Below are 15490 nucleotides of genomic sequence, written 5' to 3' on the forward strand. Positions count from 1 at the left end.
CCTGCTAAGGTAAAACATACCCATATTCCTAAATATTTATCTTTTCTACATAGTCGCACATATTAGCAAAGCAGGTTTCAATTAATACTGAACGAGGCTCTTCCCGGCGGATCAATATACCAAGTGAAGCATTAATAACAGCATCCTCTATTGGAATAATATCAATATTATCACTTAGTTTTTCCATTTTTTTAGTAATAGGAATGATAGATGAGCAAAAGCCGGAATTAACTGACTGAATAAGATGAAGTGTAGAATCACTTTCGAGAATTATTTTAGGTTGAAGATTATAACGCTGAAATGCAAGATCGATAGATTGGCGAAAATAATTCGCCTGGCTGATAAGCGCCAGTGGTAATGTTGCTACCATTTCCCACGTGACTGTTGGTGTGGCAGGAGTAAATTGTGTTCGGTTAAATAAAAGCCCGAGTTTTGTTTTCTTCAGTGAATAAATATCATGCTGATGAGTATCCGCTTTTTCCAGATAACAAATACCAATATCTAAACGATTACTATTTAGATCATCAATAATTTTTTCACTGTGGCCCGAACTTACTTGAAAGCGTATTTCAGTAAATGTTTCAGAAAGATGTTGTAACATTAGCATTGGCTCAATATTAGTCAGAGGAACAATGCCAATACGAAGCTGACCTAACAATTGCTGGCGAAAATTAGCTGCTTCTGCCTGTAGCCCTTCATAGGCTGACTGCATGGTTTTAGCCCACTTTAATATTTTTTCACCTTCTTCTGTAAATCCTTCAAAACGCGAGCTTCGTTTTATCAAAATAACATCAAGCTCTTTTTCAAGATTCCTTAGTCGCATAGAGAGCGTTGGCTGAGTGACATGACACATTTCTGCCGCTTGTCCAAAGTGCTGAGTTTTATCTAATGCGATTAAATAAAATAATTGTTTAATATCGATGGGATTTTCCTCGGCGATGAGCTGGTAAGGGGCTGTAAATAAAAGACTTAATAATTATATGCCGTTTTATCTGCTCCAAAAAATTATCAATACTATTGATGTAATGCTATCTGCATTTTTATCTATAAACTGTAGGACTATAGTTGATCCTGTGGTGCCTAAAATCAAGCAATTAAAACTGCTCACATCTGACTCATCATCACTGGAAAAATGATCGACATAGGTGATATATCAGGGTAAATTTTGGGACCGGTAACGGATAATAATACACATGATTTTGCTTCAAGAATTGCCTTAGTATAAATTGGGGCCTATCGAGTTAGCAGAGAAATTTCGCTCGAAAATATCTTGATTGGTTTTTCCTGTTACCAACAAACACCCCTTGTTCATCAACTTCGCATATGATTTGAATTTCATTCTCCACAAGATTTTCCCCAATTCAGGGAAATAAAGTTTGGCTAATGAAGATATTAATATGTTAACTTAGGCAAAACGGTAGAAAATCAATATAATAGGAACTATGAGAAAATTTGCATTATTGACTTACGCCCTGGTTCTATTTGGTTTCACACAACCTGTGAAAGCCTTGTCCGAAAGTGAAGCGGAAGATCTTGCTGATCTCACAGCAGTTTACATCTACCTAAAATATGATTGTGGCTATAGCCAGATCCCAGATAGAGAAATCAGGCGTACGGTTGTCTATTTTGCCCAGCGTAATAAATGGGATCTCGGGAATTATGATGGTCAGTTAATGGAGGAACTGAATCAACAGGGCTACAACGATCTGAAGGGAATCGACCTGCCTCATGAGGTAAAATGCCGCTCTCTTGCACGCCGCTCCCTCAGCCTGCTTGCTTATGTAAAATAATTTTATTGTCACTCTCTGGCAAATATCACAGTGCAACTAATTCTGTTGTTGGCTATTATGTGCGCCTCATAATTATGGGGACCACAATGGGGGAATACCAATAGATGTCACAGAAAAACACTTGGTATGAGACATTACATACCAATTTTGGTCAGTATTTCACGGTTGAAAATGTGCTCTATCACAATAAAACCGAGCATCAGGATCTCATTATTTTTGAAAATGCGGAACTGGGTCGCATTATGGCTCTTGATGGCGTAGTACAAACGACTGAACGCGATGAGTTTATTTACCATGAAATGATGGCCCATGTACCACTATTTGCTCACGGAAATGCCAAACGCGTTTTGATTATCGGTGGTGGGGATGGTGGCATGTTGCGTGAAGTTTGCCGCCATCAATATCTCGAAAACATCACTATGGTAGAAATTGATGCCGGAGTTGTCGAATTCTGCCGCCAATACTTACCAAACCATAATGCAGGGGCTTACGATGATCCCCGTTTCAAACTTGTTATTGATGATGGCGTCAACTTTGTCAATACAACTTCTGATAAGTTTGATGTCATCATCTCCGATTGTACCGACCCAGAAGGGCCCGGCGAAAGTTTATTCACATCTGAGTTTTATGAAGGCTGTGCTCGCTGCCTAAATGAAGGAGGTGTTTTTGTCGCCCAGAATGGTGTTTGTTTCCTGCAACAAGACGAAGCCATTACAAGCCACAAAAAACTAAACCACTATTTTGCTGACAGCAGTTTTTATCAGGCCGCTATTCCTACTTATTACGGCGGGATCATGACGTTCGCATGGGCAACACAAACCTCAGCCCTACGTCAGACGCCCCTGGAAATCCTGCAACAGCGTTTCGATAATGCGGCAATAACCTGCCGTTACTACACCCCAGCCATACATGCCGGTAGCTTTGCCCTGCCACAATATTTGCTGGATTCTCTATCTGGAAACCAATAGTCACCCATGCCGGGAGGTGAAGTAAATTGCGTAAACTGAAATTGCACGGCTTTAACAATCTCACAAAAAGCTTAAGTTTCTGTATTTACGATATTTGTTATGCAAAAACGAAAGCCGATCGCGACAGTTATATCGCGTACATTGATGAACAGTACAATGCAAACCGCTTAACTGAAATCCTCAGTGAAACCTGTTCAATCATTGGTGCAAATATTCTTAATATTGCCCGTCAAGACTATGACCCTCAAGGGGCAAGCGTAACCATTCTGATTAGTGAAGAACCCGTAGATCCCAAACTGGTGGATAATACGGAAAATCCGGGGCCTCTTCCTGATTCTGTCGTCGCCCATCTGGATAAGAGCCATATCTGTGTACATACCTATCCGGAAAGCCATCCCGATGGCGGCATATGCACATTCAGGGCAGATATTGAAGTCTCTACTTGTGGTGTAATTTCACCCCTTAAAGCACTTAATTATCTGATCCATGAACTGGAATCTGACATTGTAACAATGGATTACCGTGTTCGCGGTTTTACCCGGGATATTAACGGAGTAAAACTGTATATCGATCACGAGATTAGCTCCATTCAAAATTACGTGACTGAAGAGATCCAGTCTCAATACCATATGATGGATGTGAATATTTTTCAGGAAAATCTTTTTCATACGAAAATGATGCTGAAAGAATTTGATCTGAATGAATATTTATTCAATACCACAGCTGAAGAGTTAAACGAAACAGAAAAGCAGGAAATTATCCACCTGCTTAAAAAAGAGATACAGGAAATCTACTACGGTCGTAATTTACCAGAGATTTAAATATTCTTCTTTCGTTTCAGTAAATTTACTGGCAGATATTTTATCTGCCAGTCATATTATTTTATTTCATACCCATTGCATTTCCAGTTATCCAGCCAATAAGATCTCAATCTGGATTCTGAAAAGTTAATCCAAATATAAAGGGCTTCATTCATCAAATAGTTATAGCGAATATACACCAAGCTCTGTACTTGTTGTAATTTCAACGCCATAAATTGATTTAAGATAATTGAGGGCTTCATTCTGATCTGCTTGCAGAAAAACACAAACAGCATCAGATAATACTTTAATACCATAACCACGAACAAACGCACCATAAGCTGTGTGACGAACACAACAATCGGTATGCTGACCAGTCAATACCACTTCTGTCACACCATGTTGTTCGAAGATAGCGCCAAGATTTGTACCATCAAAAGCACCATAAAACCGTTTAGGGGTGACGATTTCACGCTTTGCTCCGATGGGAGTTAGAGCATCAATAACATCAGCACCAGATGTCCCCTTCATGGCATGTCTACCCCAAATAGCTATTTCCCGGTCATCTTCCCAGTGTGAATCATTGGCATACACAACTAACCAGTCAGGATTAGTTCTGGCATAATTGAGCATTTTCTGTATTACAGGAACGATGGGAATTACATTCGCTTCATTTGCGAGAGCGCCAGTTACAAAATCATTCAACATGTCAATTACGATAAGTGCTTTCATTTAGCCAACCTTGTTTTTACATGAAGAAATATTAGTATGAAATGAAACTACTGTTTATAATTCACTATATATAAGAAAATAGCCACTATAAGATAGCGTTATTTAAATAACATATAAAACCCCTTTTATATCAATAAATAACAAATTTATTTTTATTATTGGATAAAGAAAACACCGCTATTTGTAGTATATTCATCCTTCCCGAATTGTGGAATAAATAATCTAATAAAAACCCATTATTATTTTATATATTCAGGTTAATTTAATGACAGATAACATCAAAAAAACAGATAAATAAAAAAAGAAATAATAACCAACATAAATTAAAAACAATGTAATTAACCAGAATAACAATCTAATTTGTTATCTTCATTGCAAATTTAACGCATTTAGTTGCACTAAATTTTTTTCATGAACATCATGATATATAAATAATTTATAATAAATACCCTATAACGAAAAATGAAGATAAAAGTTGCACTTATTGATGATCATGTTGTAGTTCGTTCAGGGTTTGCCCAACTACTGACACTTGAAGATGATATTACAATAGTAGGACAATACAGCAATAGTATAGAAGCATGGCCCGCCCTGCTGAAAAAGAAAATTGATATTGTCATCATGGATATCGCCATGCCACATGAAAATGGTTTGCAGCTTCTTGCACGGCTACGTCCCCAAAAGCCCAATTTTCGTACTATTATGCTTAGTATTTATGATACGGCTGCTCTTGTGCAAACTGCGCTTGATTCAGGAGCTCGTGGCTATCTGACAAAATGCTGTGGAGCAGAAGAACTCGTGCAGGCCGTACGTACAGTCCATAAGGGAGAAATTTACCTTTGTGCTGATGCAATGAAGGCGTTACGCCAAAAGCCACAAGAATTGGATGTACTACAAGTACTAACCCCCCGAGAACGAGAAATTTTTAATCTTTTAATCAATGGGATGAATGCGAAAAGTATCGCAGAACAACTTAAACTGAGCCCTAAAACTGTCCATGTCCACCGCGCAAATATTCTCAGTAAATTACAGTGTGACTCCACCATTGAGCTCGTCCATTACGCATTAAAACACCAAATTATTACAGGCTAATAGATGAATTGGAAAACACGCTTTGGTTTGCAATCTCTGTTTTTATTGATTTTCTATTCCATTATCTGGACTTCACTGTGGATAATTAGTTTTTATTTGAGTAAAAATGGGCAACAGGCAGCCCTTTTTTTACCACAGGGTCTGAGACTAGTACTTATGATTTTGCTATGGAAACGTTACCTACCAATCCTGATTGGCAGTGAAACGAGCATATTAACATGTTTATTTATTGAGCATCTCATTTTAGACCTAGCTATATTACTTTCCCCTATTATAAGCGTAATAACAGTCTTAAGTATTAAACAGATATGGAAGCGTTATTCCCTTTATTGGCAACAACTTTCTATCTTACTTACCTCTGTCATCATCAATAGCTTATTACAAACCCTTTGTCTTAATAGCTTATTATCCTGTGAAGCTAGTCTTATTTTCCTCACCTCTCTAACTGGTGGAGTTCTACTCTCCCCTTTTATTTATTTGATTTATATATATATATATGAACAAAACTTAAAACCTCAGGATATTACACATAGCTCAACCTACCCACAACTACATACGTCATTGCTTATGTGGTGTTTTTTATTCAGTTTACTAGGAATTAGTGGTCAATTTTTTTTATCCCCTAAAATTGAAGGAATTATATCTATTTTAGTATTTATTCCTAATGTTTTTATGGCCTACCATTATGGCTGGCAGGGGGGAGTATTATCCGCGTTATTGGGGAGCCTCGTTGTAACCTTTGCTCGTCAGTCTAGTGGTTCATTTAGTGAATTACAGGAACTAGAAATATTTTTAACAACTCAGGCGCTATTAGGTATTGGACTTGGTATAGCGATTAGCCGTCAACAACAGCTAGCAAATAATCTAAGCAGCTACCGTATTCAATTGGAGAAAGAACTAACTGCACGTTATATCTTAATGCAGAATTTAGTACACATTGAAGAAGATACCCGCAAAAAAATTGCCAGAGAATTACATGACGAGATCGGGCAAAACATTACGGCTATTCAAATTCAGTCCACATTAGTAAAACGTACAACAGACTCACCATTAGCAATAAAAGCAGCAGAACAAATTAAATCTCTCGCTCAACAGATCCATCAGGCCACTCGCCAGCTTCTTCGTGAATTACGTCCACCAGCTTTGGATGAAATGTCATTTGAACAGGCAATTCGCCATCTTGTAAGTGAATTCGCATTTGAAGAACAAAACATTACCTGTCGGTTTGATTATCAACTATCGCGGGAGCTTCATAACAGTACTACCATCTTAACTCTGTATCGTCTTGTTCAGGAGTTACTGAATAATATAAGTAAACATGCTAATGCAAGCATAATAATCATCACATTAAGACAACAGAACAATTTTATAGAACTCCGAGTCAGTGATAATGGAATCGGTATAGCAGATGATAAGAAAAAATCAGGGTTAGGGTTGAAAGGTATTGAAGAACGGATTCACGTTCTAGGTGGGCATTGGAAATTAAAAATTGAGCAGGGGACTCACATAACGGTTAATTTACCCATAAACTCTAATGAGTACATTAAATAATCAGATTTTAATCTTTGATTTTTAATCTCACTAAATTTTAGTGGCATTAATACATTTTTTATTTTATGGAGACACATTATGCAAACCAATAGCAATGCACAGATTTCACAAAATTATCGCTATTGGCGACGTCATTTATTGATATCAATGATTATAGGCTATGCCGCATTTCAACTAACACGAAAAAGCCTAAATGTTGTTATGCCTGCAATGCAAATAGAATTCACGTTAGATAAAAATGATCTTGGCTGGATAGCAACGCTATTCTACCTCTCCTACGGCTGTTCAAAATTTGTATCCGGTATTTTCCATGATAATACCGGATACCGCTGGTTTATGGGAATAGGGCTATTAGCAACAGGAATACTTAACATTATATTTGCCTTTTGTTCGTCCCTATCTGCCATGCTAATTGTCTGGACACTAAATGGTTTTTTTCAAGGGTGGGGATGGCCTCCTTGTGCGCGATTATTAACTTATTGGTATTCGCATAATGAACGAGGGTTTTGGTGGGGTTGTTGGAATATTTCCATAAATATAAGCGGAATTTTGCTGGCACTACTTTCTGCTTTGTTGGCAACTAATTACAGCTGGAAAATTTCACTATTAATCCCCGGAGTGATCAGCATAATACTGGGCATCTGGTTATGCCGGCAGTTAAAAGGTATTCCTCAGGAACATGGCTTACCCAGTGTTGGAGTCTGGAGACAAGATGAAATAGAGTTACGGCAAGAAAAATTATCCCCTTCAATGCCCATGATGAAAATTTTAAAAGAAAACATTGTGTTTAATCACACCATCTGGCTACTAGGATTTTCCTACATTTTGGTGTATTTCATCAGAACAGCAATACATGACTGGGGAAATATTTGGCTATTAGAAAGACACGGTTCCAATTTACTCAGTGCGAATGCAGCTCTTTCACTATTTGAACTAGGGGGTTTACTAGGTGCTTTTTGTTCTGGGTGGAGTTCTGACCTATTCTTCCGCAGCCAGCGTGCCCCTGTTATTTTATTGTTTTCTCTTGGATTGTTTTTTTCAGTCACTGCGCTATGGCTGGCTCCTATGCAGAATTATCTACTATTATCCTTCTGTATTTTCAGTATTGGTTTTTTCGTTTTTGGGCCACAAATGTTAATTGGCCTAGCAGCAACAGAATATTGTCATAAGAAAGCAGCTGGTACAGTTACAGGATATCTGGGAGTGTATGCCTATTTTAGTGCTGCCATTGCAGGCTGGCCATTGAGTCAAATCATTAATCACTATGATTGGACAGGAATGTTTGCTTTGCTTACTATTGCTGCCGCCTTAATGGGATTATTATTGATGCCACTACTGATATCCGACTCTAATAAATACAACAAGATGCATTCAGTCAATAAATAGAAGATAACCTGAAAAATAGAAGTAGATAACAATTAATGTTAGCTTAGTATTAAAATCACTAATCTGACAAAAAATAAACGGAAAACGACTACATCGATTCAAATATTACTCACCCTATACCAAATATTATTAATAAGCATGGGAAGATTAAAATTTGATACACAGGAGTTAAATTTTAATCTTTCACATTGTCATGATAAAATTACCTATAAAATTAATAAGATATTATAGAGAACTATTGTTTTGGCTATTCATAATCTAATGATACACCTGCAAGTTACTCCACTCTCATCGATATTTTAAGAAAATATTTTCTTTTCGATTTTTCATAAAAAAAACAGAAATTATTAAATTATAAAAAACAAAAATAAAAATAAAATCTCATTCATTCTCCTATCTTTTCAAGATGATATTATCAAACAATCATGCTCTCCTATTCCTATATTTCATATCTTGGACGTGAACACATTCATTATGTTGTAATTTTTTAGAAAAAAAATTACAACTTCAATTTAATAAGAAAACAAAAACAGAATATCCGCATATTATCTGAGATAACAATTTATTAAAATAACAAAGCCAGCAAAAACAAAATAATATTTCAATAATTTATCATTTCACTAGAGATTTTAAAATTTAAATATTAATGTAATCATCATCTCTATGCTTTCAAAAAAAAATAAAAATCATCCGTTAAATATATTAAAATTGTTATCTTCCTTGCAATTTTACTCTGTAGATTTGCATAAAATGACTTACCTAATCATCATAATGACTGAATGAATTAGAAAACCTTATTTTTATAGGGTGAATAAGAAATAAACTTATTAATATTCATATCAAAAAATCCCAAAATAATATTTTGACATAAGGATAGAGTTAATGAAGTTAAGCCCATTATCCGCATTTCTCATAGCTGGGTTAACCGTAGCTGCCATGAGTAGTACAGCTCAAGCTGCAGGAAGATTAGTCGTTTATTGCAGTGCAACCAACGCTATGTGTGAAACAGAAACTCGAGCTTTTAGTGAAAAATATAATGTCAAAACGACATTTATTCGTAATGGTACCGGTAGCACATTAGCCAAAATTGAAGCTGAGAAACGTAACCCTCAGGCTGATGTATGGTACGGAGGTACACTGGATCCACATTCTCAAGCGGGAGAAATGGATCTATTACAACCTTATAAGTCCCCTAATTTAGATCAGATAATTCCGCAATTTCGTGACCCAGCTAAACGTAAAGGCAACTATACCTCTGCAATATATATGGGTATTCTAGGTTTTGGCGTAAATACAGAACGCCTGAAAGAGAAGAATTTACCGATACCTACCTGTTGGAAAGACCTGACTAAGCCGGAATACCAAGGCGAAATACAAATAGCTGACCCACAAAGTTCAGGAACAGCCTATACAGCACTGGCTACATTTGCCCAATTATGGGGTGAAGAAAATGCTTTTGATTATCTGCATAAATTAAATAGCAATATATCCCAATACACTAAATCTGGTGTTGCACCTGCGCGTAATACAGCTCGTGGAGAAACCGCCATTGGTATCGGTTTTTTACATGATTACTCATTGGAAGCTGAAAATGGCTCACCGATTAAACTAATTTCTCCATGTGAAGGTACCGGCTATGAAATCGGTGGTGTCAGTATTATAAAAAATGCCAGGAATATAGAAAATGCTAAATTATTTGTTGATTGGGCTCTATCTAAAGAAGCTCAAGAGATAAGCTGGAAAAAAGGTAAGTCCTATCAAATTCTAACCAATAGTACAGCAGAATCTTCACCAATGACATTAAACCCAGCCGAATTAAATCTCATCAATTATGACATGGATAAATATGGTGCCAGTGAAATACGTAAGAGATTGATCAATAAATGGTTGACTGAAGTGAAAATGGGTAAATAAACCTCCTTTATCACACTGTGATACCTGCTTAAGCTGCGAGCCATTAATATGAGCTCGCCTGTTAATAACACAATTTCAATCTTTTTATCATAATAAACTTTTATTGGGGAATTTTTATGTCTCACTCCCTTACCTTGCACAAAAAGCAAGGTCGGGACGCTGTTTTCTGGTGGATTATGCTAGCATGGCTGTCATTTGCCCTGCTGCCATCATGGAGTCTGGATTACGGTCTTCTCGATTCAACAAAAGAAGAAATGTTGGCAGCCTACGGCTGGAATAGTATCAATCTCAGTATATTGTGGTTCCTGCTTCCCTCTATATTGCTACTACGCCCACGAATCGCTTCTCGTTGTAACAACTCTCATCGTCACTACTTTGATGCTGGGTATGCTTTACTATGTATAGTCTTTATCATTATTAGCTCTGCACTATCCGGCCATGGTTTAGGATATGCAACTATCACTTTGTTTATTTCTCTGGGAGCCGTGATTACCCTTGCCCTTGCTCGTCTAGAATGGCTTGGCGGTGATGGTTTTGTTATTGGCTCATTAGTAGCAATCGTCACGCTAATAGGTATATTCATTGTTTATCCCAGTATTGCGATATTTATTCCAATGTTTATGGACGAATCAGGACACTTCTCTCCATTTACATTTATTTCAATATTGGGACAATCCCATATCCTACGGATTATTGCCAACTCAGCTCTGCTTTCTATAGCCGTTGGGATCGGATGTACATTCTTTGGATTAGTATTAGCGATTTACACTACCAGAATCGCCAAACGCTCAGCTATTATTGGCCGAATATTTTCTATTCTACCAATTGTCACACCACCATTTGTTGTTGGTTTAGGTGTCACACTAATGATGGGGCGATCCGGATATATTACGGAATTACTGGTTACATGGTTTGGTTTAACTAATACGAACTGGCTATATGGTTTTACAGGGATTTGGGTTGCCCAAGTTCTAGCCTTTACCCCAATGGCATTTATGATATTAGATGGTGCCATCAAGACTATTCATCCCTCTTTGGAAGAAGCTTCTTACACACTTCGAGCCAATCGCTACCAAACTTTCTTTTATGTTTTCATTCCATTGCTAAAACCGGCACTTGCTAATGCATTTCTGATTGTTGTCGTTCAATCACTGGCTGATTTCAGTAATCCATTGGTATTAGGAGGAAGTTTTGATGTTCTAGCCACCCAGATTTATTTCTATATCACAGGTTCCCAGCTTGATTATCAAGCAGCCAGCACACTGGGAGCATCATTGTTGATTTTCTCATTATTCGTTTTCTGTATCCAATATATGTGGATTGGCAAACGCTCCTATGTAACCGTTTCCGGCAAATCATATCGTGGTGACGTACAACCTTTACCAACTTCCCTAATATTGGGAGTTCATATTTTCTTATTGATTTGGGTAACATTTAACATTTTACTGTATGGCAGCATTTTCTATGGCAGTTTCACTGTAAATTGGGGGGTGGATTACACGCTGACACTTGATAATTTTATCAACCTATTTGGTCAAGGAATGAGTGATGGTGCATGGCCTTCCTTACTGGATACTCTGCTTTATGCTGGAATTGCAGCGCCTATTACCGCCATTTTAGGCTTATTAATTGCTTACATTGTTGTACGTCAGGATTTCCGTGGCAAAAAAACCATCGAATTCACAACCATGCTCTGTTTTGCTGTTCCTGGTACAGTAGCTGGTGTTTCTTACCTCCTTGCTTTCAATGAACCTCCCTTTTATCTCACTGGCACAGCAATAATTATTATCATTTCAATGACGATGAGAAATGTACCTGTCGGTATCCGTGCTGGTATTGCGGGGCTTGGCCAAATTGATAAATCGCTGGACGAAGCTTCTCTCAGCCTACGAGCAGGTTCATTGAGAACAATATTATATATTCTTCTTCCATTATTACGTCCAGCCATATTATCCGCGCTGATTTATAGTTTTGTCCGGGCCATTACAACAGTCAGTGCCATTGTTTTTCTGGTAACACCGGATACTCGTGTAGCAACAGCATATATTTTGAACCGTGTTGAAGATGGAGAATATGGGTTAGCTATCGCTTATGGCTCAATTCTTATTGTTGTAATGCTAGCGATAATTTTCCTATTTGACTATTTAGTTGGCGAAGCTCGTGTTGCACGTTCTAAAGCCAAAAGTACTCAGTAATTATGGAGTAGCAACATGACACAACATTTCGTTGAATTGAAAAATGTAACTAAACGATTTAGCAATAATATCGTTATCGACTCACTCAATTTATCCATCCCTCAGGGGAATATGATTACATTACTTGGACCATCAGGATGCGGCAAAACCACAGTGCTTCGTCTAGTTGCTGGATTGGAAAAACCGACTGAAGGCAATATTTACATTGATGGTGAAGATGTCACTGAACGTTCTATCCAGCAACGGGATATTTGCATGGTGTTTCAGTCTTATGCCCTTTTTCCACATATGTCCTTAGGAGAAAATATCGGCTATGGGCTGAAAATGCTTGGACGATCTAAAGCAGAAATCCGTGAATGTGTCAGGGAAGCGCTGGAATTAGTTGATTTAAGTGGGTTTGAAGATCGTTATGTTGACCAAATTTCTGGTGGTCAGCAACAACGCGTTGCTCTGGCTCGTGCGCTAATCCTCAAGCCTAAGGTATTGTTGTTCGATGAACCATTAAGTAACCTTGATGCTAATCTTCGCCGCAGTATGCGTGAAAAAATTCGCGAATTGCAGCAACGATTCAACATTACATCACTTTATGTCACTCACGATCAAAGTGAAGCCTTTGCAGTTTCCGATACTGTATTAGTTATGGATAAAGGAAAAATTATGCAGATGGGTTCACCACAAACCCTCTATCGCCAACCTGCCTCACGATTTATGGCTAATTTCATGGGAGATGCTAATATTTTCCCTGCCATATTGGGAACAGATTACATCGAGATTTGCCAATATCGGTTACCTCGTCCTACAAATATCGTCACAACGAGCTCACTTATTACTATAGGTGTTCGCCCTGAAGCCATTACTCTTAGGTCTCAGGGAGATGAAATTCAGCTCTGCAAAATCAGTCATGTCGCATATATGGGCACACAATATGAAGTCACTGTTGACTGGCATGGGCAAACATTATTGTTACAAATTAATGCGACACAATTACAACCCCGTATTGGAGAAGAGTATTATCTGGATATTCATCCATTAGGAATATTTGTTCTGAACGAATAAAAAGTAACGATTTTAAAAATGAAACATAGCCCTGATTTTTATATCAGGGCTTTTTAATATCTATATAAATGCCACATAGGACACACTTTAAAAATATATTATTTCTATTATTCCCAGTTATTTTCCTATGAAAAACAATAATCACCTTTATCAATACATTGATACAAAAAGAAAATAAAACAGCAACAAAATAAAACACTACCTGCTACCCCATCCAACACTCGAATATTTACTATATAGCAAAAAATCAAAACATTATGTAACTTCCGTTGCTCTGTATTAGAAGGAGAAACTATGTTAACTAAAAAACAAAACGGAAACCGCTTTCTACGAACAGTAGAGTGGCTAGGAAATGCTTTACCTCATCCTGTTATTCTTTTTATTATCCTTATTGCTATTTTGTTAGCCTCTTCAGCAATCGGGCAATATTTTGACATCACAGTTATTGATCCACGCCCTGAAGGGGCAAAAGGCCGGGCGGCAGATGGCGTGATCCATATTGTCAGCTTACTTGATGCAGATGGAATTCGTAAAATTCTCTCTAATTTGGTGACAAACTTTACTGGCTTTGCTCCCTTAGGGACAGTGTTAGTTGCCATGCTTGGTGTCGGTATTGCAGAACGCTCAGGTATGCTGTCTGCTCTGATGAGGTTGGTCGTGGTGAAAGCACCACCCAAATTAACCACTTTAGCCATTGTGTTTGCCGGTATTATGTCAAATACTGCCTCCGAACTGGGTTATGTGGTACTGATTCCACTGGCCGCTATCATCTTCCACTCCCTTGGACGCCACCCACTTGCAGGTCTGGCAGCAGCATTTGCCGGCGTATCCGGTGGTTATTCTGCCAATCTATTATTGGGAACGGTTGATCCTCTGCTTTCCGGAATTACACAGCAGGCGGCACAAATCATCGATCCGTCCTATACCGTTGGGGCTGAAGCTAACTGGTATTTCATGTTTGCCAGTACTTTCCTGATTTCTATTCTGGGTTATTTGGTGACTGAAAAAATTGTTGAACCACAATTAGGCCCATATACAACTACCCTGAATGAAGATGAAAGTACGTTTAAAAGTTCCGCTGAAATCACTCCCCAGGAAAAGAAAGCGCTTATCGCCGCTTCACTAACGTTTGCTGCTCTCAGTATCATTTTGGCACTGAACGTTATACCGGAAAACAGTATATTACGTAATCAGGAAACTGGGCTAATCGGCAATTCACCCTTCCTGAAATCTATTGTTGTCTTTATTTTTATCTTCTTTGCTGTGCCTGGCATTGTCTACGGCTATGTCGCCAAAACCATCAAATCCAATAAAGATGTAGTCGATGGCATGGCGCAGTCCATGAGTAATCTGGGTTTATATCTGGTTATTATTTTCTTCGCTTCCCAATTCGTTGCCTTCTTTGGCTGGACAAATATTGGTCAAATCATTGCAGTAAAAGGGGCAACCTTCCTCAATGATATTAACCTACACGGTGGCCTGTTATTTATCTGCTTCATCATGATTTGTGCTTTTATTAATCTGATGATTGGATCAGCATCAGCACAATGGGCCGTAACTGCCCCCATATTTGTACCTATGCTGATGCTGGCGGGTTACGCTCCAGAAACTATTCAGGCTGCTTACCGTATTGGTGATTCTGTCACCAATATCATCACCCCGATGATGAGTTATTTTGGGCTGATTATGGCAATTACCGTAAGATATAAAAAAGATGCCGGTATCGGAACAATGGTCACCATGATGTTGCCTTATTCCGTGGTATTTATGGTGGGTTGGTCATTGTTCTTCTATCTCTGGGTCTTTGTTCTTGGTTTGCCTGTCGGCCCGGGTTCCCCCATTTACTATACTCCCGCTGGTTAATACCGGTAGATTCATTATTGCCCTGAGCATTTACAGGGCAATAATTTCTATATTTTTCATTATCAAATAAGCATTAAACTATTTTTCATAACTCAATTAAAACAAAGCATTAAATACTCCCTCAAAATTTTTATCACAAATTA

General features: G+C 37.9%; 12 protein-coding genes. 10 read left to right on the forward strand and 2 right to left on the reverse strand.

Annotated elements, in window-relative coordinates:
• Nucleotides 1–28: 28 nt before the first annotated feature.
• Nucleotides 29–940, reverse strand: coding sequence for a LysR family transcriptional regulator (locus AACS90_RS21540; RefSeq protein ID WP_339373637.1), 912 nt, complete (start codon nt 938–940; stop codon nt 29–31).
• Nucleotides 941–1442: 502 nt separating this feature from the next.
• Here AACS90_RS21540 and AACS90_RS21545 point away from each other — a divergent pair.
• The 3 genes from AACS90_RS21545 to speD all read left to right on the forward strand — a co-directional run bounded on the left by AACS90_RS21545 (nt 1443) and on the right by speD (nt 3579).
• Entirely contained in the window at nt 1443–1790 is a 348-nt protein-coding gene (locus AACS90_RS21545; RefSeq protein ID WP_099121458.1) for a YacC family pilotin-like protein, read from the forward strand.
• Nucleotides 1791–1894: 104 nt separating this feature from the next.
• On the forward strand, nt 1895–2758 hold the full coding sequence (gene speE / locus AACS90_RS21550) for a polyamine aminopropyltransferase (protein ID WP_099121459.1): 864 nt from the start codon (nt 1895–1897) through the stop codon (nt 2756–2758).
• A gap of 26 nt (nt 2759–2784) precedes the next feature.
• Complete coding sequence (gene speD / locus AACS90_RS21555) at nt 2785–3579, forward strand: adenosylmethionine decarboxylase (RefSeq protein ID WP_099121460.1); 795 nt, start codon at nt 2785–2787, stop codon at nt 3577–3579.
• Between the two features lie 162 nt (nt 3580–3741).
• On the opposite strand, the gene AACS90_RS21560 is transcribed toward speD, so the two are convergent.
• Entirely contained in the window at nt 3742–4290 is a 549-nt protein-coding gene (locus AACS90_RS21560; RefSeq protein WP_099121461.1) for a cysteine hydrolase family protein, read from the reverse strand.
• Between the two features lie 462 nt (nt 4291–4752).
• On the opposite strand from AACS90_RS21560, the gene AACS90_RS21565 reads away from it, so the two are divergent.
• The 7 genes from AACS90_RS21565 to AACS90_RS21595 all read left to right on the forward strand — a co-directional run bounded on the left by AACS90_RS21565 (nt 4753) and on the right by AACS90_RS21595 (nt 15347).
• A complete protein-coding gene (locus tag AACS90_RS21565; RefSeq protein ID WP_099121462.1) occupies nt 4753–5382 on the forward strand; it encodes a response regulator transcription factor in 630 nt (209 codons plus the stop codon).
• A 3-nt stretch (nt 5383–5385) separates the two neighbouring features.
• Nucleotides 5386–6933, forward strand: a complete 1548-nt coding sequence (locus AACS90_RS21570) for an MASE1 domain-containing sensor histidine kinase (protein ID WP_099121463.1) — start codon at nt 5386–5388, stop codon at nt 6931–6933.
• 78 nt (nt 6934–7011) lie between these two features.
• Entirely contained in the window at nt 7012–8319 is a 1308-nt protein-coding gene (gene uhpC / locus AACS90_RS21575) for an MFS transporter family glucose-6-phosphate receptor UhpC (RefSeq protein WP_099121464.1), read from the forward strand.
• Nucleotides 8320–9201: 882 nt separating this feature from the next.
• Entirely contained in the window at nt 9202–10233 is a 1032-nt protein-coding gene (locus tag AACS90_RS21580) for an ABC transporter substrate-binding protein (RefSeq protein ID WP_099121465.1), read from the forward strand.
• A gap of 116 nt (nt 10234–10349) precedes the next feature.
• Nucleotides 10350–12428 (forward strand): ABC transporter permease, encoded by a 2079-nt coding sequence (locus tag AACS90_RS21585; protein WP_099121466.1) that lies wholly within the window; start codon nt 10350–10352, stop codon nt 12426–12428.
• A gap of 15 nt (nt 12429–12443) precedes the next feature.
• Nucleotides 12444–13484 carry a ferric ABC transporter ATP-binding protein gene (gene fbpC / locus AACS90_RS21590; RefSeq protein ID WP_099121467.1) on the forward strand — a complete coding sequence of 347 codons (1041 nt, stop codon included), beginning with the start codon at nt 12444–12446 and terminating at the stop codon, nt 13482–13484.
• Nucleotides 13485–13778: 294 nt separating this feature from the next.
• Nucleotides 13779–15347, forward strand: coding sequence for an AbgT family transporter (locus AACS90_RS21595; RefSeq protein WP_099121468.1), 1569 nt, complete (start codon nt 13779–13781; stop codon nt 15345–15347).
• The last annotated feature ends 143 nt before the right edge of the window (nt 15348–15490 follow it).

The sequence above is a fragment of the Xenorhabdus sp. KK7.4 genome (assembly GCF_963876465.1).
In the GTDB taxonomy this organism is placed as follows: Bacteria; Pseudomonadota; Gammaproteobacteria; order Enterobacterales; family Enterobacteriaceae; genus Xenorhabdus; species Xenorhabdus stockiae.